The 23,212-nt window shown below is 70.0% G+C and carries 20 protein-coding genes and 2 CRISPR repeat arrays; of the genes, 8 read left to right on the top strand and 12 right to left on the bottom strand.

The window, feature by feature from the left end:
• Positions 1–149: 149 nt before the first annotated feature.
• The 4 genes from ACFRCG_RS12500 (at position 150) to ACFRCG_RS12515 (ending at position 3,694) form a co-directional block, all read left to right on the top strand.
• Positions 150–1,523 (top strand): vanadium-dependent haloperoxidase, encoded by a 1,374-nt coding sequence (locus ACFRCG_RS12500; protein WP_380030797.1) that lies wholly within the window; start codon positions 150–152, stop codon positions 1,521–1,523.
• A 135-nt stretch (positions 1,524–1,658) separates the two neighbouring features.
• Positions 1,659–2,237, top strand: coding sequence for a sigma-70 family RNA polymerase sigma factor (locus ACFRCG_RS12505; protein WP_380030798.1), 579 nt, complete (start codon positions 1,659–1,661; stop codon positions 2,235–2,237).
• Positions 2,224–2,898 carry a zf-HC2 domain-containing protein gene (locus tag ACFRCG_RS12510; RefSeq protein ID WP_380030799.1) on the top strand — a complete coding sequence of 225 codons (675 nt, stop codon included), beginning with the start codon at positions 2,224–2,226 and terminating at the stop codon, positions 2,896–2,898. Before ACFRCG_RS12505 ends, ACFRCG_RS12510 begins: the two co-directional genes overlap by 14 nt.
• A 142-nt stretch (positions 2,899–3,040) precedes the next feature.
• Entirely contained in the window at positions 3,041–3,694 is a 654-nt protein-coding gene (locus ACFRCG_RS12515) for a hypothetical protein (protein ID WP_380030800.1), read from the top strand.
• A gap of 257 nt (positions 3,695–3,951) precedes the next feature.
• Here the strand turns inward: ACFRCG_RS12515 and ACFRCG_RS12520 are convergent, their stop codons facing one another.
• From ACFRCG_RS12520 to ACFRCG_RS12530, 3 genes are all read right to left on the bottom strand, one after another.
• On the bottom strand, positions 3,952–4,530 hold the full coding sequence (locus ACFRCG_RS12520; RefSeq protein WP_380030801.1) for a hypothetical protein: 579 nt from the start codon (positions 4,528–4,530) through the stop codon (positions 3,952–3,954).
• On the bottom strand, positions 4,527–4,856 hold the full coding sequence (locus ACFRCG_RS12525; RefSeq protein ID WP_380030802.1) for a DUF397 domain-containing protein: 330 nt from the start codon (positions 4,854–4,856) through the stop codon (positions 4,527–4,529). Before ACFRCG_RS12525 ends, ACFRCG_RS12520 begins: the two co-directional genes overlap by 4 nt.
• A gap of 80 nt (positions 4,857–4,936) precedes the next feature.
• On the bottom strand, positions 4,937–6,214 hold the full coding sequence (locus ACFRCG_RS12530) for a hypothetical protein (protein WP_380030803.1): 1,278 nt from the start codon (positions 6,212–6,214) through the stop codon (positions 4,937–4,939).
• A 1,120-nt stretch (positions 6,215–7,334) separates the two neighbouring features.
• Between ACFRCG_RS12530 and ACFRCG_RS12535 the strand changes: the two genes are divergently transcribed.
• Positions 7,335–7,529, top strand: coding sequence for a hypothetical protein (locus tag ACFRCG_RS12535; RefSeq protein ID WP_380030804.1), 195 nt, complete (start codon positions 7,335–7,337; stop codon positions 7,527–7,529).
• A gap of 247 nt (positions 7,530–7,776) precedes the next feature.
• Here ACFRCG_RS12535 and ACFRCG_RS12540 read toward each other — a convergent pair whose 3' ends face one another.
• Together ACFRCG_RS12540 and ACFRCG_RS12545 are read right to left on the bottom strand one after the other, a co-directional pair.
• Positions 7,777–8,022, bottom strand: coding sequence for a hypothetical protein (locus ACFRCG_RS12540; protein WP_380030805.1), 246 nt, complete (start codon positions 8,020–8,022; stop codon positions 7,777–7,779).
• Entirely contained in the window at positions 8,019–8,297 is a 279-nt protein-coding gene (locus ACFRCG_RS12545; protein ID WP_380030806.1) for a hypothetical protein, read from the bottom strand. Before ACFRCG_RS12545 ends, ACFRCG_RS12540 begins: the two co-directional genes overlap by 4 nt.
• A gap of 623 nt (positions 8,298–8,920) precedes the next feature.
• Here ACFRCG_RS12545 and ACFRCG_RS12550 point away from each other — a divergent pair.
• Positions 8,921–9,196: a hypothetical protein gene (locus ACFRCG_RS12550; RefSeq protein ID WP_380030808.1), complete on the top strand. Its 276-nt coding sequence runs from the start codon at positions 8,921–8,923 to the stop codon at positions 9,194–9,196.
• Positions 9,193–9,591 carry a hypothetical protein gene (locus ACFRCG_RS12555; protein WP_380030809.1) on the top strand — a complete coding sequence of 133 codons (399 nt, stop codon included), beginning with the start codon at positions 9,193–9,195 and terminating at the stop codon, positions 9,589–9,591. Before ACFRCG_RS12550 ends, ACFRCG_RS12555 begins: the two co-directional genes overlap by 4 nt.
• 151 nt (positions 9,592–9,742) lie before the next feature.
• Here ACFRCG_RS12555 and ACFRCG_RS12560 read toward each other — a convergent pair whose 3' ends face one another.
• The 3 genes from ACFRCG_RS12560 to ACFRCG_RS12570 form a co-directional block, all read right to left on the bottom strand.
• Complete coding sequence (locus ACFRCG_RS12560) at positions 9,743–10,789, bottom strand: hypothetical protein (protein WP_380030810.1); 1,047 nt, start codon at positions 10,787–10,789, stop codon at positions 9,743–9,745.
• A gap of 389 nt (positions 10,790–11,178) precedes the next feature.
• Entirely contained in the window at positions 11,179–12,288 is a 1,110-nt protein-coding gene (locus tag ACFRCG_RS12565) for an MrcB family domain-containing protein (RefSeq protein ID WP_380030811.1), read from the bottom strand.
• A gap of 294 nt (positions 12,289–12,582) precedes the next feature.
• Entirely contained in the window at positions 12,583–13,914 is a 1,332-nt protein-coding gene (locus ACFRCG_RS12570; RefSeq protein ID WP_380030812.1) for a DNA sulfur modification protein DndB, read from the bottom strand.
• Positions 13,915–14,120: 206 nt separating this feature from the next.
• Positions 14,121–15,187: a CRISPR direct-repeat array (repeat unit 29 nt; unit sequence CGGCTCACCCCCACTCGCGTGGGGACTTC).
• 1,338 nt (positions 15,188–16,525) lie between these two features.
• On the opposite strand from ACFRCG_RS12570, the gene ACFRCG_RS12575 reads away from it, so the two are divergent.
• Positions 16,526–17,971, top strand: coding sequence for an ATP-binding protein (locus ACFRCG_RS12575; RefSeq protein ID WP_380030814.1), 1,446 nt, complete (start codon positions 16,526–16,528; stop codon positions 17,969–17,971).
• A gap of 268 nt (positions 17,972–18,239) precedes the next feature.
• Positions 18,240–19,306: a CRISPR direct-repeat array (repeat unit 29 nt; unit sequence CGGCTCACCCCCACCCGCGTGGGGACTTC).
• A 233-nt stretch (positions 19,307–19,539) separates the two neighbouring features.
• Here the strand turns inward: ACFRCG_RS12575 and ACFRCG_RS12580 are convergent.
• The 4 genes from ACFRCG_RS12580 to cas6e form a co-directional block, all read right to left on the bottom strand.
• Entirely contained in the window at positions 19,540–20,907 is a 1,368-nt protein-coding gene (locus tag ACFRCG_RS12580) for a hypothetical protein (RefSeq protein ID WP_380030815.1), read from the bottom strand.
• A gap of 309 nt (positions 20,908–21,216) precedes the next feature.
• Positions 21,217–21,567, bottom strand: a complete 351-nt coding sequence (cas2e, locus tag ACFRCG_RS12585; RefSeq protein ID WP_380030817.1) for a type I-E CRISPR-associated endoribonuclease Cas2e — start codon at positions 21,565–21,567, stop codon at positions 21,217–21,219.
• Entirely contained in the window at positions 21,564–22,565 is a 1,002-nt protein-coding gene (gene cas1e / locus ACFRCG_RS12590; protein ID WP_380030818.1) for a type I-E CRISPR-associated endonuclease Cas1e, read from the bottom strand. Before cas1e ends, cas2e begins: the two co-directional genes overlap by 4 nt.
• Positions 22,562–23,206 carry a type I-E CRISPR-associated protein Cas6/Cse3/CasE gene (gene cas6e, locus ACFRCG_RS12595; protein ID WP_380030819.1) on the bottom strand — a complete coding sequence of 215 codons (645 nt, stop codon included), beginning with the start codon at positions 23,204–23,206 and terminating at the stop codon, positions 22,562–22,564. Before cas6e ends, cas1e begins: the two co-directional genes overlap by 4 nt.
• Positions 23,207–23,212 lie beyond the last annotated feature (6 nt).

Below are 23,212 nucleotides of genomic sequence, written 5' to 3' on the forward strand. Positions count from 1 at the left end.
CGACGCCGGCGAAGAACCCCCTCACGCTGCGCCGCCAAGGCGCGGCCGAAGGGCGTCCAAGGCCCGGTCCGGCACGGTGCGTTGAACGTTCAGGGTGCGCCCTTCGTATCCCCTTCCCGACAACGTCGGTGACATGTGGAGGGCAGACCATGAACGCGCTCGGGGACGACGAGACAGCAGGGGTGCGCGCCGGCGACGTCGGGGCAAAAGCACCGAAATCCCACATGGTGGGGCGGCGCCGGCTGATCGGTCTCGGCGCCGGTGCCGCCGTCGCCGTCGCGTTCGGTGCCGCCGGGCCGGCGCGGGCGCAGGGCCGGGCCGATCGGGCCGGCACGCCGGCCGGCACCGAGACGCTCGACGGCACGTCCCGCCCCGACGTGATCATCGAGTGGTACGACACCACCGCGGCCGTCATCGCCTCCTGGGGCGCCCCAACGCAGATCACCAACAGCCGCGCGTGGGGCATCGGTTGGCTCGCTGCGGCGCGGGCGCTGGAGTACGGCCGGGACCGGGACTTCGAAGACGCCGCCGTGGCCTCCGCGGTGCACGCCGCGTTGCGCACGCTGTTCCCCGGCCCCGATCAGGCCGCGTTCCTGGACGGTGCCTTCGCCCGCACGCTCGCGCGGCTGCCGGCGGGGCGTCGGACGTCCGCCGGGATCGCGGAAGGCGAGCGGCAGGCGGCGCGTGCGGTGGCCGAACGCGAGGGCGACGGTCTGCGGCCGGAGCAGGTCAACGCCCCATACACGCCGCCGCCGGTGGCCCCGGGCATCTGGCGCCCGACCCCGCCCGATCCGACCAGGCCCGCCGTGCAATTCGGGCAGCGTCTCGGCCGGACATTCCTCCTCGGCCGCGCCGACCGCTTCCGGCCGGGCCCGGCGCCCGACCTCGGCTCGGACACCTACCTGACCGACCTCGCGGAGATCCGCGCCTACGGCCGCAAGACCGGCGGCCCGCGCACGCCGAAGCAGACCGACACGGCACTGTTCTGGCAGCAGTCCTCGCTCGCCGGCTTCACCGGCGCCCTGCGCGCCGCGGTCGCCCACCCCCGCCCGCGTTCGGTACGCGACCGTGCCCGGCTCGTCGCCGCCTTCCACACGATCAGCGTCGACGCGCAGATCGCCGTCTTCGAAGCCAAGTACGTCCACACCCGCTGGCGCCCGGTCACCGCGATCCGCGAGGGCTCCGTGGACCCGGACCCGACGTGGGAACCGCTGGTGGCGACCCCGCGGCACCCCGACTACCCGGGCGGCCACTGCACGTTCGCGGGCGCCGCCGAGGCCGTGTTGACCGCGTTGGCCGGACCCGGTCCGGCAACCCCCGTCACTCTGGGCAGTCCCGACGGCGTGACCCGGACCTACGCGTACTGGCACGAAATGACGCGTGACAACATCAACGCGCGCGTCTGGGAAGGCGTGCACTTCCGCTACTCGGACGTTGCCGGTGCCACGCTGGGCCGCCGGGTTGCCGAGTGGGGGCTGGCGGGCCTGCCCACGCTGTTCGGTGAGCACCACATTCGGCGGTAGCGGTCTCCGGACGGACCCGGCGCGCGGCACTGCCCGGCGCCGGGTCCGTCGCGCGGTGAACGCGAGCGCCGTGCCGTCCGTAACCCCGGGCGGCGAGTACTCGGGCTCGTCACGGCCCATTCGGATGGAGGCGGCATGCGGTGGAGGCTCCGGAGCGCCGGGGCGCGCGCGGAGCGGGCACGGCCGGACACCGATGGGGAGGTACGCGCGCTGTACGAGCGGTACGGCGGCGAACTCTTCGCGTTCTCGTGCCGCTCGCTGGGCGATCCCGGATTGGCGGAGGAAGCCGTCCAGGAGACGTTCGTCCGCGCGTGGCGCGCCGCCGATCGCTACGATGCCGGCGTGGCATCCGCCCGGACCTGGCTGTTCGCGATCTGCCGGAACGTGGTGATCGACCTGGCCCGGGCCCGCAGCGTCCGACCCAAACCGGTCGCGGTCGACGCGGGCCACACCGGCCCGGGTGCCGTGCCGGAACCGGGTGACGAGCCGTGGGACCGGCTGCTGGACGCCATGCAGGTCGAGGAGGCGCTGCGCCGCCTCAGCCCCGAGCACCGCACGGTGCTCGTGGAAGTGCATCTGCGGGACCGCGCGGCCGCGGAAGTGGCCGCCGACCTGGGCATCCCGGTCGGGACGGTGCGCAGCAGGGTCTTCTACGCACTCAAGGCCCTGCGCCTGATCCTGGAGGAAATGGGGTGGGACGATGACCTCGGGTGAGCAGTCACGGCAGTGCGCGCATTTCCGGCCGCTGCTCGGCATGGCGGCACTCGGACGTGTGTCGGACGCCGAGGCCATGGCCGCCCGGGCGCACCTGGACGGCTGCCCGTCCTGCACGGCCGAGCTGCGCATGCTGCGCGCCACCGCAGAGCGCCTCGGCCGCGCCGATCCCGACCGGGTGGCCCAGGATCCGCCGGTGCCGCCCGCGCGGCTCGGCGAGGCGGTGTTGGCCGGTGTCGCCGCGGCCCGGCGTCGGGCGCGCCGCCGCGCGGCGGCGGTCGGCACGGGGGTGCTCACCGGGGTCGCCGCCACCGTCGCGGGAGTGCTGCTGCTGACGTCGGCACTCGACTCGCCGGACCGACCGCGACCGCAGGTCGCCTACTCGTCGGGCGGCACCCACGCGACCGCGTACCTCACCGACCACTCGTGGGGGGTCAGCCTCCGGCTCGACGTCGGCGGCCTGCCCGCGGGCGAGCACTACCTGGTGTGGCTGGAACGGGCGGACGGCTCGCGCGTGCCGGCCGGCAGCTTCACCGCGCTCGGCGAGCGCTCCGTCTCCGTCGAACTGACCGCGGGGATGCGTCGCCAGGGGGCTGTCGCGCTCGGGCTCAGCACGGTGCCTGGCGGGCCGCCGGCGTTGCGTGTGCCGGTTACGACGTGACGAGTCGTCAGGCGCGGCACGGCGCGATGCGAAGATCCCATGATTCTTCGGCACATGCTGAACGCACGTGGAGGTTCCGTCCGTATCCCCCGGCGACCGTCTCGCACCCCGGCGAGGCCCGCCCACCAAGGGAACGCATCCGATGAACCACACCAAAGCGCTGCGCTGGTCCGCCCTCGGCCTTGCCGTCGCCGCCGTCGCGGTACTCGCGCCGACCGCGCTGGCCGACAGCTCGGACAAGAGCCGCGCCGCCCACGTCGACGTGCTCACCCCGCGCGCCGGGGCGAGCACCGGGATCGAGGGCAAGGCGTGGATGTTCGACCTGAACGTCCGCTACCGCGACGGGCTGCGGGCGGCCGGCTGGACCGGGCCGCAACTGACCGGGCCGGACAAGCACAACAACGTGCCTCCGGCGGCGGGTACCTTCTCGCCCGGGAAGGACGACAAGCTGCCGGGTGTCGTCGTCCTGCTGTCCACGACCGTCGCCGACAAGCCCGGGTTCTCGGGCCCCGGCACCAACCTGGCGAACCTGTTCAACGTCACCGCGATCGCCGAACAGGGCCGTCGCGGCAGCACGATCGCCGACAGCTGGCTGGTGGGTGGCGCGTTCTTCGGTACGAACACCGACACGGTGCTCACCGTCGCGGTGGTCGACGACCTGAACCACAACGGCGTGCTCGACGACGCGCCGGCCACCGTGCCGGACGCCGACGGGAACGGCACCGTGGACGCCCGCGACCTGAAGGCGCTCGGGGTCGCGTCGAACATCGAAACGGTGAAGTTCCGGATCGCCTGAGCGGATGCTCACGCCCCGGCGGGCCGCAGCGGGGGCGGGCGTTGCCGACACACGGCGCGCCCGCCGGTCCGGAGTCGGGGACACCCGCAATCGTCGGCCACGCCGTCGCGTCGGCCACCGCCCGCGGCTTCGCGCTGTCCAACGAACCCACGGCACCGTGACCCCCACTCCCTACTGGCGGGGTGGGGGTCGGGCGTCGCCGTTGAGCATGGCGGCGGTCAGGACGGGGTCCGCGGCTTTGCGGGGATTTTCCGGCGCTACGTGGTCATGGACCCGTAGTTCGGAGGGCGATCAAGCGGTAGTTCGGTGACGCCCAGATCTCGTCGCATCGCCTGACGCACCTCGTACAACGCCTCACTGGCCCTGTCCAAATGCTTTTTCAGGGCGTCGAGATCCTCCTCCGGTGTCTCGCCCGTGTCGTGTTGCCGCAGGACGCGATGTACGAGATACAGCCGCGCGACAAGTGGACCCACCCGCTCGAGGACATCGTCGGCGGCGACCATCTGCGCCTTCGCGTAGGTGGCCCTCAGTTCGCGTTCGCTCTCGTCCTCGACCTGGACGTGCGACGCCTCGACCGCGCGGTTTCCCCGCAGGACCCGCAAGTGGTGAAGCAGGTGCGTGTACTTGTCGCGAAGGGCTTGGTTGAGATCCCCGTACGCCTGCCGGCGAGCCTCCAGATAGGCCCGGCGGGCGTTCGCCGCCTCGGTGTCGACATGGATCCGCTCCGCGTGCCGGAGCTCGACGACCTTGGTCTTCATCGCGCTGCGCTGCGCGAAGATCCCGGCGGCGAGTGTGCCGACCACCCCGACGACCGCCACGACGAGCGAGTCGTTCACGAAGGGCCCGTACCCGTGGTCCGTGCTCGTACAGCCGACAGGAACCCGTGCCAGGCCGGTCCGCCGAACACCATGGTTCCGGGCCGACGCGGATCCGAGTCACGCACACCGACGCGAGGCGAGATCGGTGCCACCTCGACGCAACATCCCTGGCAGTTGCTGTACGTGCTCTTGCGCCAGCCCGGTCGGAGCGGGCCGGTGAGGGCCGGATCGGCCTCGACGCTACCCGTCGACTTTTGGAACTCTTCCACAAGCGCCCCCTGGTTGTGGTCCTCTGATCTCTCCGACCTCTCCATGTTGTCGAACCGGCGCGTCTCGCAAGGCATTTCGCGCGTTTTGCCGAGTGGTCGGCCACCGCCGTCGAGCTTGTCCGCGAGTTGTCGCGCGGGCGCGAGGCGGGTGTCTTTCAGAGCGTTCGCACCGGGTAGACCAAGACGACTCGTTCCGTGGTCACCAGTGCCCAGTGGTCGCTGATCGCGGTGATCGTCACGTCGGGCGGCATCGGGGACAGCACCCGCTTCGAGCGCGCGTCCAGCGCCAGCGGCGTGGTCGGACCCATCGCACCGCCGTCCTTCCGCACCCCGTACACGACGCCGCCGACCACCGTGCGCGGAGCGAAGGAGAGTTCGTCCCGGCCCTGCTGCCACAACGTCAGGCCGGTCGCCGGCTCCCACGCGGCGCACCGATCACCACAGACGACGGCCAAGGTGCCCCCGGCGTCCGTGCGGAACTCGGAGACGCCGTCGGGAACGCGCGGCCCGGTCGCGATCAACGCCCCCGTGAGGCGGTCGTGCAGGCCCAGGACCACCTCCGTGCCACGTGGACTCGTCCGCCACGCCACCACGACCTGCTCGCCGACCCGGCCCACGACGGCGGGACGCATCCCGTGCGGGTACGCGTTCGGATCGCTGCCCGCCGGCCCGGTGACGCCGTCGGTCGACCACCGTCGCGCGCCGGTCGCGATGTCGTAGGCCGTCACGCGTCCCGGTGCGTCGATCTCGGGCCCGCTCTGGTCGGGGAGGAACGCTGTGTCGCCCATTACGAAGGGCGACTCCGAGTAGGCCACGGTCGGATCGCAGTTGCCGAGTGCACACGGCAACGTGACCCCGGTAGCGTCGCCGCCCGCCGCCGAGATGCGCACCGCGCGACGCCCCCGGTCGTGGACGCCGGTGACGACCCAGCCGTCCACGACCGCGACGCCGCCCGCGCTGTCCTCGTTCGGCGGCAGTTCCACCCCGCCGATCCGCGCGCCCTGTTCGTCGTAGGCGTCGACCCGCCAATCGCGCTTCTCCCGCGTCAACCCCTCGGCAGGGGTGACGCGACGGCCGCGCACCACGACCGCCGGACGTCCCCGCCACGTCTCCGCCGACACCGCCCCGAAGACCGCGAAGCTCGCCCGCACCGCGCCGGTCGCGGCCTCCCGCAACTCGACCCGCTGCGGCCGAGTGGCCCGTCGCGGGACGCCGTACTCGTATCCCCCGGACGCCGGACCGGTCGGCGTCACCACCACGACCGTCGCGCCCACGACGACGACCTCCGGCGCGTCGTCCTCGTACCCCTTCGGCGGCATCGCGACCGACCAGACCGCCTCCCCACCCAACCCCGGCAGGGACAGCGCGGCCACACCGGATCCCGGCCCCGAATCCCGAACCGCCGCGCCGCGCGGCGCAGATGCCGCGGACACACCAGTACCGGAGCGCGCCGGCACGGGAGGCCCACCGGAGTCGCATCCCCCGACCAACCCAGACCCCAGGACGACGAACGCCGACGCCACCGCGGCCCGGCTCCGCCACCCGCGAGCAGCACGTGGCGGACGCCGACGAACGCCGAACCCCGCACCGCCACACCCCCGGCGATCCGACACACCCCCACGGGCAACGACCGAAACGACACCCGCGCCGAAACGGGGCTCGGGACCGTATCCTGCCCCCGAGCGAAACGGCTTATCCACGCGCCCCCATCGCTGCACATCCATACAGGGGAAGGTTCGGCCGAACGCGCCGATGTGACCGGCGAAAGCCACACACCCCGAACACGCCTGCGAACCTGGGCCACATGTCCCACAGCCGAAACACTTCTCGTGCCCGCCGCCCGGTCGCGGACACGACCGGACACCCCTGCTGACAACAGACGAAACGTCGAAGTGCCGACCCCGCCAGGTGGTCAGTCGAGCGGAACCGCTCCATGGCCCGATACGGCAGCCCCGCATCGAGCCCGCTCTCACCAACCGCCTGTGCACACCTGTTGGAACCCGCAAGACCGATGTAGAGGTGGTGGCACCCTGGACCAACTCCCCCACACCTGTCGGCGACGAGCCGTGGCGGCTGGACATGTTCGCGACCCTTGGCCCCGGACGGCCGGACTCGGGGCGGCGGTCCACATCTGCGAGCGCACCGAGTTCCACCTCATCGACGCCGACGCGCTGCCGCGTCGCCGTGCCCGGAGGACCGCCTGCCGGGCCGGCCGGGCAGGTTGCTTCGAGAGGGCACCAGCCCACCGCTGCGGCCGGTCGTCGACTCCATCGCCGGTGACGGGCCCGAACCACGTGGAGCGATCCATCTCCAAGAGCACCTCCGCGAAGGGCGTGTCGGCGACATCACCCAGCACCGTCCGACCTCATCCCCACCCCCACGGTGCCCGGAGCCGCAGCTGTGCCTCGACCCGACGCACGTCACCGGGCTCGGCAGCGGCCAGGTCGCCGCGTTGCGCGACCGTCGCGACCGGTTGCTCGACAGCGAGGGCATCCGCGCCGCGCCCGGCGACGGCAGGGTCGCGCGACACATCGAAGTCCGAACGGCCAACCGGTGACCGAAGCGGCGGCCGTCGACCAGGCCCGCGCCGGCGACGAGCTGGCAACGACCGGGCGACGGCCTGGCGATCGGCGCCCCCTGTCGGCGGCATCGAAGGTCCACCTCGCGCGCCTGGTCGTCGAACACCGCACGCAGGGCCTGACCACGGACAGCTGGGTGCTCGATGAACTGAACCGCCGTTACCCGTAGTTGCGTGGTTACGCCGAGGCGGGACGTACCCTCCTCGACGCGGCGCACAGGGAGCCGTCGGATCCATTCGACTGGCCCGAGATCCCTACGGACCCCCTCACGGGTGGGCACGTCGGCACCTCGCGGACGCATGGTTCGCCGAGGTGCGCAGGATCGCCAGCCTCGGAGACTGACCTGCCGGCACGCGACGCTACCCGCCGGGTCCGACACCGCGGCGGTGGGCGCGGCCAGTGTCCGGGTGGTCGGTCTACCAGGGGACGGCGCGCAGCACGGTAATGGTCAGCACGGACGCGGAGACCTCGTACTCGAAGACCGCCGAGGACAGGGACGCGGATCGCCGTTCCTTGTTGCCGTGGATCGGCGAGGATCCGTGGCCGTAGGGGTCGCGGCCGATCGTGTTCTCGATCTGGCGTTTGATGGTTGCGCGATCGGCGGTGGACAGGCCCGAGAGTCCGCGTTCGGCGAGGTCGGTGTATTGCACGTAGTAGCTCACTCGGACGCCTCCGGTGGCCGGTAGGGGTTGCCGTCGGCATCGGTGACGCCCGTGTAGTCGCCGGCGTGGATGCGGGCCATCTGTTCTTCGGACTCGGCGTGTGCGTCGTCGGGCATGGCGAAGTCGAAAAGGGCGACCTGGGCGATCTGCCGGAGGGGCGTGCTCCCGATGACGCGGTCGAACTCGGCGCGCCGCTCCTCGGGGAGGCCGGCGCGGATCTCGTCGAGCGTGTCGGGAAGGACGACGGCCTTGCCGCGGATGTGCGTGATGGGCATGCGCCCAGGGTGGCACCGCGGCGGCCGTGATCGGTAGCCGGCGCACTCGGGTGGAGCACGCGCCGGGCGGTGCGCCCTGCGGCTCCGAGCCATGCTGGTGCGGTTGCAGCGGTCGTCGACGGAAACGCTGCTCGGCTATGCGGAGTGGGCGCACGCGATCTGAGTGCCACACGGTGACACTTCCTGTGTCACTTACGGAGGTTTCCGCAGGTCAGCATTGCCGCCGGGCTATTCGGCTCGACGGGTGTCGTCATCCATTGCTGATTATGCGCTGGGGGCGCCGTGAAGCCCCGGGTTGGTAGCCCGGGGCGGCGCACCCCCACCTGCGTGGGGACTCCAGTCGGACCCGCCCGACGAGCGACCATCGCGCTGCCGACGCCGTACACGCGGACATCCGCCCCGGCGCGGGCCAACGCGTCCTGGTCCTCGACCAAGACGACACCCCGGTCGAACGACGGCACTCGCGGCCGATCGTTGATCCGCGCATCGTCTCGAACAGGGGCTCGCCGAACCCACGCGGGGCCGGCAACCGAAGCCGGGTGGCGTTCGCAGCCAAATTTCCCGCCGACAGTCGCAAGGAACGATCTCGAACGCAAGCTCTGTAGTAGGTCTATAGTGATGCTATGACGTCGACGACGATTCAGGTCCCGCGGGAGACTCGCGATCATCTCGCGGAGTTGGCCAAGGAGCGCGGGCTGAGCATCGGACAACTGGTCGAGGTGCTCGCGGCCGAGCAGCCCACCGCCGCGCAACGCGCCGAGCGTCTGGCCGCCGACCGGGAAACGGTGCGCTCGGTCATCGGTGTCCCGATTACCGACGAGGAATTCGACCAGGCCCCCGACATCCTGGCCAACATCCACCGGATCGCCGCAGAGAAGGCCCGGAAACCCCTCACGTGATCATCCTGGACACCGGCGCGGTCAAAGCCCTCGCCGCCGGCCACAAGACGCTCAACCTCCTCGCCGGCAACATGGCCCGCACTCCCGGGGACCACCTCGTGATCCCCGCCCTGTGCCTGACCCAGGCCGAAGCCGAGGAACCAGACGTCTCCCGCAGGGTCCTGGCCCTCACCAGCGTGAACGTCGACCCCCTCGACACGGTCGCGGCGATCGGCGTCGGCACCATGATCCGTGACGGCCTCGGCGGCCCGGACACCTGCCACGCCCTCTACTGCGCCCTCCCCCGCGCCGAATTCACCGGCATGTCCATCCTGCTCACCCCGCACGAGGACGCCTATCCCCCCGGCATCATCACCGTCGACATCGACTCACCCGGCATGCTCGGACACTGGTAGAACAGGTCGCGGGCAGGGCACGACCGGCAGCACCGGACACACGCGACGCACACGACGCCCCGACGCTCGCGAGATGCGGGAGTACCACCCCGACGCACGAGGGAACACGTCCCGGAAGCGACCGCCGCACCACGCCCTTCGGGTACGCGGGTCACAGCACGCCATCGAGTACGTTCTCGTGGAACTGCCTTGCGCGGCGCACGTATTCGTGGACGACCGGCGAGTTCGGACTCCAGCGCCCGTGGACCGCGATGTCGTGGACCGAGGCGCCGCCGTCGGCCGCGGCGGTGGCGCCTCCGGAGCGCAGCGAGTGGGTGGTGACCAGGTGTGCGGAGGGCACGGCGGCCAGGACGGCGCGTTTGCGGACGATCCTGTTGGCGTGGTGATCACTGAGCGACGCGCCGATGCTCGGGCTCGCGCCCTTCCCGATCGATCGCACCAGCCGCCCGGTGGTGACGCCGCGTTCGGCGAGCGCCGTGCACCAGGCGGACACCGCGCGTACCGGGTCGACGTCGAGATGGCGTCCGCGGGGGATGGCGACCACGACGCCCTCGGCCTTGCGGTCCGTCTTGGAGCTGAGAATGCGTACCAGCAGGCCGCGTTCCTCCACGCTCACGTCGTCCAAGTCGAGGGCGACGATCTCGCTGCGGCGACCCATCAGGGCGAAACCCAGGACCAGGATCACCCGATCGCGCAGGCCCGCCAGAGTGTCGGTGTCGCAGGTGGCGACCGCAGCCCGCAACGCCTCGACGCGCAGGGGCGGGGCCTTGCGCTTGGCCAACCCCCGGTCGGCGCGCTCGCGTTGGTGGTCGTCGATCACCTTGCGCGCGGTCGTGGTGTCCGGGATCGGCACCCCGTCCGCCCGATGCCGCGCACACACCGCGTACATCGCCCGCCGAATCGTGGAGGGCGCGTAGTCGGCGATGACCAGGTGCGTGACGTACGCGGCCAGGGTCGCCCACGTGGTGGGCAACGCGACCCGCGGCGCGGGCCGCCCGGAACGATCCCGGGCCGTCGCGCACCAAAGTTCGAACGCCTCCCAATCCCGCGTGTAGGCACGGACCGTCTCCCCGGACCGCCCACGCAGTACCCGCCGAACCGTCTCCTCGGGCAACTCGAAGTCGGCCGCACCGTAGGCGGGAACGACCTCCGCCTCTACCAACCCCGTACCACGAGGGGCAAGTTCGGCCCTGGTCACCGACCCACCCCCGGCCTGCGGCACGTATCCACCGGGAGATCGCGACCAATCCCGAAGAACGCGACGGCCCGTCGACACGGGATCTGCCCGGCGGCGCGCGCGACCGGGGATCTCCAGGACGCGACTCGGGCGCCACCCGAGCTGGGACGACCGCGTGGCTCCCCGGGCCATCTCCCAGGATCGACCTCCACGCGCATGTTGCGTCCTCCGATCGACCGCCCTGACGATTCAGGTCCGGTAATGCATGTTACCGGACCTGAAAGTATCCGCATGAGCCGGAGAGGCGGATTGATTCGAACTCGAATGACTTCTCCCAGAAGGCACGAGAGCTCCGGGGGTGATCGACGGCGGGCGCGCGCCCGCCGCGTGCGATCGACCCGCTCGCTCGGTCAGAGACCCGTCTTGTATATGTACGACACGACGGTCAGGTCTTCTTCCGCTATTTCCCACGGGGAGACGCAGACGAGGTCCCCGCCCCGGGTGACCGGCCGATCGGCGCTGCGGACCAATTCGATCGAGTGCACGATCACCAGTGCGTTCGCGGGGGCGAATTCGCGTTGTTTCTCGACTTCGCGTCGCGTCAGGACAACCTGGCCCGGGTGCGACGTCGTTCCCTTGACCTCCGCCCGCAGTATTTCCTCGCCGCGGGTCATCAGGAGATCGAAGGGTTTCTTCAATCCGACGTCCTCGACATCCCATCCGAGATTCTCGAAGTACCGCGTGGCCATGGCTACGGCGTGCCCCTCGAGCGCTTTCCTTTCCTCGGAGGTCAGCGTGGTGCCGAATCCCTGCCCGGCCGCCTTCCCGGTTTTTCTTTCGGTCGTCTTCGCCGCCTCCGTCTCGGCTTCCAGGATTTCCGGGCCGACGTCGCCGGGAATGAACGGAACCGTTTTCTCGGCCCTATAGACGAGGCCCAACAAGCCGACCATGAAGAAGAGGTCGCGAGCCAGGACGTCGGGCGACGGGACGTGGTCGCGCTCGTACGACACGGCCAGGACGTTCCCCCGTTCGTAGCCGCTGGCCAGCTTGCCGTGACCGGCCTGGAGATCGATGGCGTCGACGAGGTCCGGCCGGGCCGTTGCGGCGGCCGCGACCAGGGGACGGGCCCAGGCGACCCGCGCCCTCAGCTCCGCGTGGCTTCGTCGCCGTAGGGAGGGACCGTCCCAGCTGGTCGTTCCCTGATTGAGCGAGAGATGTACACGGTGCCCCAAGGCGTCGAACAGGTACACCACGTACCATCCCTTCGTGGCACTCGGCGACGCCTTCTCCGAGAAGACCCGGAGCCAGGGTATTCGCGCGTTCTTGGTGATGCCATTGCTCGCCTTCACTCCGAGGTCGTCGAGGGGAATCCCGATCGTCTTCGCGAGTTCGTCGCCCCATTCCCTGACGCGCGGCTCGAATTTCCCGGACAGCAAGGCGCCGCGCCGTTGCATCTCGTCGGTCGTCCCGGAATCCCAGAACGGCTGGAGATCACTTATCTGCCTCAATAATTCGTCCACGCGACCAACTCACAGGAAAAGGGGCGGTTTCGTTCGCCCGCGAAGTAATGGTGATTCCGCCGTCGGCCGGGACCGGACGGACGATCGGTCCCGGACACCGTGCGGCCGGGAACAAGGGCGTCGTTGACGGTGGGGGCGTACTCACTTCCGCCGCCGACGCGAAGGCGTCCGCCGCCGAAGGGGCGCCCCGGGAGGCATCCCGGCTCCGCCGGTGCCTCCCGGGGCTCGAAGCGGAGACGGCCGCAGGTCACCGGCGCCTCGGCGGACCACGCCGCCCGCCCTCCGGCGCGGTGGTCACAACGCGGCCGGGGGCCTGGCGTACCAGCCGCTCATGACGCCCACCAGGTGGATGATGTTCTGTGTCCTCATGATCGGCGCGGACGCGTTCGGCTCGAAGTCGACGCCGGTGGCACTGGTGCGCCAGATGCCGCCGTCGGCGATCGGCGCGTCCATGTGCGGGTCCAGACGCTTGAAGAACGCGGTGATGTCGTCGAGCGACGCCGGGTTCTCCCCCGAACGCAGGTCCCGGAAGACGCCGCCCAGGACGCGGAGCATGCCCACCGAACCCAGCAGCGAGGTACGCCGCAACTGTTGGGACATGGTCAGCTCGCCGACCCTGGACTCGGTGTCGGGGTCGTCCTCGGTAAGGGTCGCGAGATCCTCGAACGCGGTGGAGATGACGTCGAGGAAGTCCTTCACCTTTTCGATGACTTCGCCATCGGTGAGGGTCTTCTCGGCCTTCTTGCTGATCTGGCCGCTGGGTCCGGCGATGATCGCGCGGGTGATGTCCGCGACGTGCTTGGCGCCCATGAGGTTGGGATTCTTGAGCGTCATGCGATCCTGCTCGGGGTCCACACGTCCCTTGAGCAGCGGGTGGTCGATGACGTCGGACAGCGTGCGGTTGGCGACCTTGTACCTGTCGAACCGGGCACGGACGGCGCTGCTGATGCCCTTGGCGTTGTCGGCGACGTCCACGAACATCTGTTGGGCCTTGATCGGGTCGGGCTCGACGTAGATGTCGAGACCGACGTACTCGGCCTTGAGACGCTCCATCCGACCGACGAGCCTCGTCCGGTCCGCCTCGATCTTGAGCGCCTTCTCGGGACTGACCCGACGCGAGAGCTCCCGATCGAGCCCGGCGATGGCATCCGTGATGCGCAACTTCTCGATCGAGACGCCGAGCACTCGGTGTTGACCGTCGATGGTACGCAGCGGGGAGATCCCGCCCAGTGCCCACGGGACGGTGAGATACCCGACGGCGCCCTGCTCGTCGACCTTCTCGAACAGACATCCGCCACTGTCGCGGGCCAGCAGGGCCGGGGCGATCCAGTCCTGCTTGCTGTCGAGGTACTCGCCGAAGTGCTTCGCGTGCAGGCGGTCGACCTTGCGGTTGTCGGGGTCCACGTTGGCCGGGTCGGGCACGGGCAGGATCGTCGGCAGGTCGAGCAGTGGCACCCGGGTGCTGTACACGACGCGACCGCCCTGGACGGTCCGGATCGCCAGGTAGGTGCTGGAGTCCTGGGGCTTGGACAGACGCAGCGGGTCGACGGTGATGCTGATGACGAACTCCCGGTGATAGTACGACAGTTGACCCGGACCGGGTCCTCGTCCCGCCGAAGCTAGCACTTGGGTGTTTGGGATCCGCGAGAAATTCGTGCCCTCGGGTCGATTTCTCACCGGCGGACTTCGGGGGATGGCGCGTCGAACCACGATCACCTCTCACCCGTGCTCGCACGTGGCGAACCCACGGGCGATCCGGGCGAACGACGGATCGGGGTCATGGCGCGCTCCGGAGTCGTCGCGCTGCGGCGGGCCCCGGCGTCGTCCGACATGAGAACGTCCCCACTCGCATGGGGACTTCGCTGCCCGACTGCCCTGCCTGACCGCGATCACCGGTTCACCCCCACTCGCGTGGGGACTTCAGGACCGGGCGTACGTGCGTCCGAGGGGGCCACGGCTCACCCCCACTCGCGTGGGGACTTCCGCTTCTACTGCTACACCAAGTCCGTCGACCGCGGCTCACCCCCACTCGCGTGGGGACTTCGGAACGCTTGCCGTGGCCCAGTGCGGCGGCGACGGCTCACCCCCACTCGCGTGGGGACTTCGGTCCCGACCTGCTCACGCACGAACTGGTCTGCGGCTCACCCCCACTCGCGTGGGGACTTCGCCGGCACCCGCATGTTGAACTGAACCGAACTCGGCTCACCCCCACTCGCGTGGGGACTTCTTCGAGATGCCCTACGGCGAAGGGGATCTGGCCGGCTCACCCCCACTCGCGTGGGGACTTCCACCAGCGCGGTGGTCACGTCCACGGGTGCACCGGCTCACCCCCACTCGCGTGGGGACTTCGAACCCGAGCACGATGCGCGTGCCGTCGACGACGGCTCACCCCCACTCGCGTGGGGACTTCACGCGCGGCGATACCAAGAACCCCGCCATCTGCGGCTCACCCCCACTCGCGTGGGGACTTCGCGAGTTCGTCGCACCACAGGAACAGCAACGGCGGCTCACCCCCACGCGCGTGGGGACTTCGGCAGGGGCCTCGACCCCAACCGGCGTGGCTGTCGGCTCACCCCCACTCGCGTGGGGACTTCCCCCTGATCGATCCCGAGTTTGAGCACCCGGACGGCTCACCCCCACTCGCGTGGGGACTTCACGGCCGAGCAAGTTATGCCGGTAGCAATGCTCGGCTCACCCCCACTCGCGTGGGGACTTCGTCTGCCAGTGGCGGACGTCGGTGGGCGTGAGCGGCTCACCCCCACTTGCGTGGGGACTTCTGACCTCCGCTGGTCCGGCCGTCGAACGCGCCTGGCTCACCCCCACTCGCGTGGGGACTTCCGCGATCATCTGCCCGATCCCGAGGCAGATGCCGGCTCACCCCCACTCGCGTGGGGACTTCCCTTGCTGGCCTGCGGGTTCTTGGAGGCTTTGCCGATCCGTGATGTAAACCAGGCCATTGCGGCAAGATCTTTGCCTGATTCGCTGCTGGCAGAGCCGCCGTGCCTGTGCCGACGCTGATGCGTGCCTACGTCCAGTCACGTAAGTGCCTGCGCTACACGGGCAGCTAAAGCTCGTATTGACCCAAGGCCGTCTCCGAGAAGCGTGACAACGAGGTGCCAGCTCATCGTCAAGGCTCGCAACGTGACTCTCCCTCCTGGGTTCAGTGGGCATGCTCCGAGTCCTGGCGGAGGCCCACCGAACCTACGCGAGGACGGAGGCACGGGCGATATCCAACGCACCATCAGTACAAACGAGAACCTCACACCGAACGTCTCCGCTGCGATCACGCGGCAGCAGAACATCCTGAATCCGACCAAAGTGATCACCGACCGGCACCGGAAGTCCCCGGCCGCAGGGTGAGGGCGGATGGCCCTCCTCCCGCGTACTGGAGAGATACCCACGCCCCGTGCTGGCGCAGACGATCACAGGAGGTCGACCTGGTCGATTGCAGCAGTGCGGTCCCCGCATCGAAATTCGTCGATGTGGACGCGTCTTCCCAGGACCGGAGAACAGGGTTGAGACGACGCGCGAGGGCTCGAACGCTCCCATCGATTTTGCAGTCCCCGCCATCGGGCGGCAATCTCGCAGAGGCGGGCCATCGTATCCGTGGGTCCGGGTTGTCGCCGCCTCGAGTTCCGGGACCCTCACGCCTGTTCGAGCCGCGGTTACATCGACCCGGAGATTCATTCGCCGATCGCACCCGCTCCGCATCGCCCCCGGACGCGCGGCGGACGGTGCCGCTGCCTATCGGGAAAACGGCGTTCTCGGTCACAGCGCCGCCGCCGTCGGTACCTCCCGTGATGTGGGCGGGCGGCGACGGGATCCGACGTCTCCCGGTGTGCCGACGCGCGTGTCGTCGTGGGCGCGGGGACGAAGCCCGCTACACGTTCGTCGGCCGGGATCGAACACAGGGATCCCGAAGGCCGTCGACACGGACACGGGGAGGATCGCGTGCGGCCGATGTGGGCGGTGACGGTCTCGGCGGTCGTGCTCCTGGGCGATGGGTCGGTCGCGGGATGCGATTCCGGCGGCGGCCCTCCCGGAGCTGGGCGCGGCGCGGGCGTGCCCAGCGACCCGGCTCCACGCGGCGCGATCTCCCGTGGCCCGGCCGCGCACGCCCCACGTAGGGAGCCGCCGCGTTAGCCTCCTGGAGCAAACTAGGTAGCATGTATCTACGTAGCTTCAATCTACGTAGCAATCCTCTACATAAATCCCTCATGGGTTAACCAGGAGCCACATGTCATTCGTCGGTCGACGCCTCGAGCTGGCCCTGCTGACCAAACGCCTCGAGCGGGTCACCGCCACCGGCACCGGGAGCGCCCTCGCGCTGCGCGGTCGACGACAGGTCGGAAAATCCCGCCTGGTGCAGGAGTTCTGCGACACGGCCGGCGTGCCGTACGTGTTCTTCACCGCGACCAAGGGCGCCTCGCCGGTCGAGGCGGTGGCGGACTTCCTGACCGAACTCGCGGAGTCGTCCCTGCCCGGCGCCGGGGAGTTGGTCCCCACCGGCGGAGCCGGCAACTGGCCCGACGCCTTCCGGGCCCTGGCCGCCGTCCTGCCGGACCGACCCACCGTCGTGGTCATCGACGAACTGCCCTGGCTCGCGGAGCAGGACACCCTGTTCGACGGAGCCCTGCAGACCGCGTGGGACCGGCTGTTGTCCAAGCGCCCGGTCCTGCTGTTGCTCCTGGGCAGCGACCTGCACATGATGGAGCGACTGACCGCGTACGACCGGCCGTTCTACGGCCGCGCGGACAACCTCGTCCTCGGCCCGCTCAACCCGGCCGAGACCGCGGACGCGCTCGGGCTCGACGCGGCCGACGCCGTCGACGCGCACTTGGTCTCCGGCGGGCTGCCCGGCATCCTGCGCGCCTGGCCCCACGGCACCCCGACGCTCCCCTTCCTGGAGGCCGAGTGCGCGGATCCCGCCTCGCCCGTCTTCGGCATCCCGGAATCGTCGCTGCTTGCCGAGTTCCCCGCCCCTGACCAGACACGACGCGTACTCGAGGCCATCGGCGGCGGCGACCGTACGCACGCGAACATCGCCGCGACCGCCGGCGGCAGGAGCGGCGCCATTCCCTCCGGCTCGCTGTCCCCAGTGCTTCGCCGACTGGTCGAGGAGAAGCGCGTCCTCGCGATGGACGAGCCGGTCTCCACCCAGCCGGGCAAACCCGCGCTGTACCGGGTCCAGGACAGCAACCTGCGCCTGTACCTGGCCGTCCTGCGCACGGCACAGGAACAGGTACGACGAGGCCGCCCCGAGGCCGCGTACCGTCTCGTCGAGCGCCGCTGGGCCACGTGGCGCGGTCGCGCCGTCGAGCCGCTCGTGCGCGAGGCGATCGAACTCGCCGCCGGCGACGGCCGGTTGCCGTGGGACGACATCGAGGCGGTCGGCGGCTGGTGGAACCGCCGCTTCGACCCCGAGGTCGACCTCGTGGGCGCGGACCGCGTGCCCGTGGCCCGCCACGTGCGCCTGATCGGCTCCATCAAATGGCTGTCGAGCCCGTTCGACCGCCACGACATGACCAACCTCGCCACCGCCGCACCCCAGGTCCCCGGCTTCACCCTCGGCTCCACCACCCTCGCCGTGGTCTCCCTGTCCGGAATCGCCCCCGACGTCTCGACCGAACCGATTGGCCTCCACTGGACAGCCGCCGACCTCGTCGCGGCATGGCGTCGATGAATGAGCGACTTCCAAGTCCGGAAGCCATTTATTGACTGTGACCGGGGAATGCTGATTCGAACCGCATCGAACGTGGGGAGGAGCAGACTCCGAGACTCACCGTCCCATGTGTCGGTCGAGTACGCAGGACGCGTCCCTGTAGTGGGGGCGGGCCGTCGTCGCGCGCGATAAGTGCCAAGGCGTCGACGCCGATTACCGCAGCAGGCTCGTCGGCGGCCAGCTCGACTGCCCCAAGGCCGCGATTCGGGCCTTGCGCACGTACGGCCAGCGGCTCACCCCCACCCGCGTGGGGACTTCGCGACCATGGCCGCCGCCCGCAAGCTCAAGGACGGCTCACCCCCACCCGCGTGGGGACTTCCCTGCCACAGCTGCGCGGCCACCAGTGCCGGGCGGCTCACCCCCACCCGCGTGGGGACTTCACCAACGCTGTGGAGCACAGCGGAAGTCCGGACGGCTCACCCCCACCCGCGTGGGGACTTCCGACGCCGGAAATTCGCCCGCCCGGAAAATGAAGGCTCACCCCCACCCGCGTGGGGACTTCGGTGACCCTCGTTTCGCGCGCGATCGAGGGGCCGGCTCACCCCCACCCGCGTGGGGACTTCGAGCAGGCCGAACCCGAGGTACCCGGCCGCCGCGGCTCACCCCCACCCGCGTGGGGACTTCCACTCGACCGAACTGAAGTACCAGCGCCTGCACGGCTCACCCCCACCCGCGTGGGGACTTCTCTCCCGGCGGCATGGTCAGGATCCCCGTGACGGGCTCACCCCCACCCGCGTGGGGACTTCCGCCGAGGTTGGCCGCAGTCGGCGCGTGGGCGCGGCTCACCCCCACCCGCGTGGGGACTTCCCCGAGGACCTGTTCGCCGACCTCGCCCTCGACGGCTCACCCCCACCCGCGTGGGGACTTCGGGTGACCTTGAATGCCTCGGTACCCGTGTGGCGGCTCACCCCCACCCGCGTGGGGACTTCTCGGTTTTGAGCCCGCACGCGTCGATGATCTCCGGCTCACCCCCACCCGCGTGGGGACTTCGTCGACGTGGACCCCGGCAGCGACTCGGCCGGCGGCTCACCCCCACCCGCGTGGGGACTTCGTGGAAGCCGTACACGCCCATCGACGCGGACCGCGGCTCACCCCCACCCGCGTGGGGACTTCCGCTGTTGTACATGCTCAACCTGAACGAGCACCGGCTCACCCCCACCCGCGTGGGGACTTCCGATTAGGTGTGGATTCGCGTGCTCGTTGGCCCGGCTCACCCCCACCCGCGTGGGGACTTCGCGACGGCCGCCGGCGGGTGCTTGCGGTCACCCGGCTCACCCCCACCCGCGTGGGGACTTCCCTCGCTGACCTGCAGGTTCTTGAGGGCTTTGCCGATTCGTGATCTAAATGGGGACATTGCGGCAAGGTTCTTGCCTGAATGTATTTCGTAGATCAATGGTCGTTCGCGAAAGTGCTTTATCGCATGATTCATCCTGCTCTCAGTCTCTGCCGATGGATGCGCTTGACCTGGGAACCGTGTCGCCGACGACGTTACCGAACCAGGATCGCCCGGCTGTGCCGTAGGCGGGCCCTCAGCGTCGCCGTGCTTCGCTGAGTTGGCGGATCGCCAGGATCGAGCCATCCGGGTGGATGGAGATCGGGCCGTCCCACTCGGAAGCTTCGGGATCCTTGGGGAGCTTCGTGTTCCATATGGGGAGAGCTTCGCGGTATTCCCGGATTCTTCGGGCGGCCAGATGTTCGAACAGGTCTTCCGCGAATCCGGAGAAGGCCTCCACTCGGCACCCGTTCAGGCGGAAGACGTGGTCCGTTCCGAGGAACTTGATGCCGTGGATGGTGTGGTCGATGTCTCGGATCACGCCCGTTCCCGCGTGGGTGAAGCGCTCGAACCGGGCCTTTCCCTGGCGCTCGGTGAGGTACTGCGCGGTCGATGCACCGACGCCGGCGAACGCCATCAGCGCCGCGGCGTCGGTGCGGGCCAGGACGTCGCGGAACCAGTCGTACTCGTCGGGCTTCACCTGGTAGCCGGACAGGGACGCGGGCGGGTCGCCCGGCCCTCTGGACACTCGTGTCCCGGTTGGAAGGTTCTGCTGCTCGGGGCCCGACCGCAGGTTCGTGATCGGGCGTGTTCCGTACAGCGTGCCGTCCCCGGGGGCTTCGAGGATGTGGAGGACCAGGCCCGCCTTGCTCAGTAGTTCGACGCTGGTCACCAAACCCGAGACGGCGTTCCAAGGGCCTATCTGCACCGATTCCAGGTGAGAGGAGGCAGTCGACAACTGATTGGACACCGTGCTGCGGCGACTGTGATTGCCCTTGCAGGCAATCAGGACCACCCTGGACGGCTCCCCGGCCTTCCAGAGTTCAACGAAGAAGTGCGGACGGTGCCGCGTCCAGATTCCTTGTACATCCTTCGCCTTCTGCCGGGCCTGGGCGGCGGTCAAGGCCCAACCTGCCTGGAGCGCCACGTCGGCGTCGACGACGGATATCGCGTGACCCGGATAGCGTTCGGCGAGCACCCGCTTGACGACCGCGAGCGTGAACCCCACGCTCAGTTCGCCCGATTGCACCGCCCGGTAATGGCGTTTGGGGTCCTGTCCCTCTTCGGACAGGGTCAAGAAGCCGCCGTCATTCCCCAGCGCCTGACAGTACTTGAGGCAGCCCCAGTGCTCGCCGACACCCCTGCCCGCTCCCTGACGTGCCAGGACTGTGCCCCGGGCCAGGTTGTGCAGAACGTCCCAAGGCGTCACCGTGACCAGAGTCGCGACCTCACGCACGGGCAGAAGCTCCCGCTTGCGTTGGAGTTGTTCGAGATCCTTCTTGGCACGCGCCCGGTCGATCCTCGCCGAAGCCTTCTCGACCCTTGCCACCAGAGGCGACGATGACTGGATCTGCAGATGCCACGGCTGCGCCAGATCCTTCAGGACGTCTGCGGTTTCCTTCAACGCATTCCCCCAATGGGTCGCCCCAACGTGCACAGACCAGGCGGACGCTACGTTGTGGACGGAACCGCAACAAGAGGGCAAATACCTATCAGCCACAGCCTTATACGAGGTCACATCCCCGCAGCGGGACCGTCGACCTCCGGAACATCCAGTGAGTGCCGGAGGTACGCGATCCCCTGACCAGGGGCAAGACCGGACCACGCGTCCGGAGACAACCGGTCCGGTCGTGCCCATGAACGCGATCCGACGCACGTGCGCGGGCAATGACGCAGTGCGAGATCGGCCGAACCTCGTGTGGTGTCGGGTGGGTCAGCGGCTGTGCACGGGCCAAGATCCTCCGGCGGTCTCTCCCGGCTCGACCTCACCTCGGTTCTCCATCGGGTTGAACGCCATCAGGGTCAGGCCGTCGAAGTCGACCGGGACGCGGCGGCGTTCGCCCGCCGTGGCGATGGCGAAGCCCTGTTCGGTCTGGGCCAGGTGGATGAGCACGGCCGCGCCCTGGCCCACCGACTTGCTGACCAGGTCCCAGACCTCGTCGCGGGCACGGGCGCTGAGCATGCCGACGTACGTGCCCGGGACGGTCTCGATCATCCAGCGGCTGATCCCGCCTCGGACGTGGTCCGGGACTGCGGTGGTGGTGAGGACGACCAGGGAGGTCATGACGCCTCCGTCCCGCCGTAGTTGACGCCGCCCGCGACCCATCCGCGCTCGGGGTCCCACAGGTTGGCCATCTCGGCGACCGAGTCCTCCGCGTCCTCCAGGCGTTCGCGGGTGTCCGCGTCGGGGTCCAGGAGGTTCTGTACGTCCGCGACGATCCGCGGCAGCAGCTTGACCAGGCGCAGCTTCTCGCGGAAGGAGCGGCGCGCCTCGCCCTCGGGGTCGTCCGAGGTGTGCAGGGAGAACGCGAGCGGCAGGGTGTGTTCGGCCTTGTACAGGTCCGCGATGTCGCGGACGAAGGACATCGTGGTGCCGGTGTGCACGAAGCCGAGGCCGGGTGAGCAGCCGAGGGCGTTGATCGCCGCGTGGGCGATGCCGTACAGGCACGAGTTGCCGGCGGACAGGGCCCGGTTGACCGGGGTTTGGGTGTCCCAGTCGTTCGGGTCGTACGAGCGGCGGAACGCCGGGACGTGGTGGGCCTGGGCGAGCGTCTTGTACAGCGCCTTCATGCGGTCGCCCTCGTGGCCGCGCAGTGCGTCGATCGTGGTGGCGTCGGCGGGCGGGGTGCCGAAGCGCAGTGCGTACATGCGCTTCGCGACCGCCAGACGCGTGGCGTCGTCGGCCCAGCCACGGGCCTGGAGTTCGAGCCAGCGGCTGGTGGTGTCGGTGGGCGCGATCGCGGCGTAGCAGCGCACGCCGCCGACGCCCACGCACAGCACGGTGGTGCCGTGTCGGGCGAGGGTGCCCAGGGCGCGGGCGGTGATGGACGTGCCGGGGCCGAGCAGCAGGCAGCTGAGGGCGGCGGTGGGGATGGCGACGCGTTGTTCGCCGCCGCCGGGGGCTTCGACGACGGCGTCGACGCCGGTGTCGTCCTGGACCACGCGCATGATGTCGAGGTAGAGGAAGGACAGCGAGTCGCCGAACCTGGGGAGCATGATCGCCGTCGGCTTGTTCCAGCGTTGGCGGGCGGTGGCCTTGGCCCGCGGGCCGGTCGCGCTCATGCGGCGGGCGCCAGGGTGAGCAGGCCGCAGCCGTAGGACTTGCCGCGGCCGAAGCCGGTGGCCATGCGTTCGGTGAGCAGGGCGGGGTCGGTGACGGTGGCGATGCCGTCGAAGCGGGTGCGGGCGTGGCGGATCAGGGTCTTGGTGGGGCGGCGTCGTCCCGCGGCGTCGTCGAGTTCGAAGCCGTGGACGGTGTGCAGGGTCAGGCCCGCCGAGGCGGCCCGCTCGTGCCACCAGGCGACGGCTTCCTCGCCGTGCAGCGGCAGGATCTGGCGGGGGCGGCCCGCGGTGGTGTGGGTGCCGAGTTTGCGGGTGGCGTTGGCGGTGATCCGGTAGTGCACGCTGTTGCCCGCGCGGAGCTTTTCCAGGAGCGGGGTCAGGTGGCGGCGGGCCGTCGAGCCGTAGCCGTCGGGGAGGCGGGAGAGGTCCGGTTCGAGGACGCTCTGGACCAGGACGACGCTGCCGCGCGGAGTGTCGTCGACCCGGAACAGGACTCCGGCCTCGTGGCGGGCGTTGGTGTCCAGGTCGTCCGGGAAGAGTTGCATGACCCGGTGGTGCAGCGCGACGGCGTCGCCCGTGTCGCGGCGGGCGTCGCGGTTGCGGGGGTCGGGGATGATGCGGGTCAGCCACAGGGATGTCATCGCGGT

It is taken from the genome of Embleya sp. NPDC056575 (assembly GCF_042793325.1).
In the GTDB taxonomy this organism is placed as follows: domain Bacteria; phylum Actinomycetota; class Actinomycetes; order Streptomycetales; family Streptomycetaceae; genus Embleya.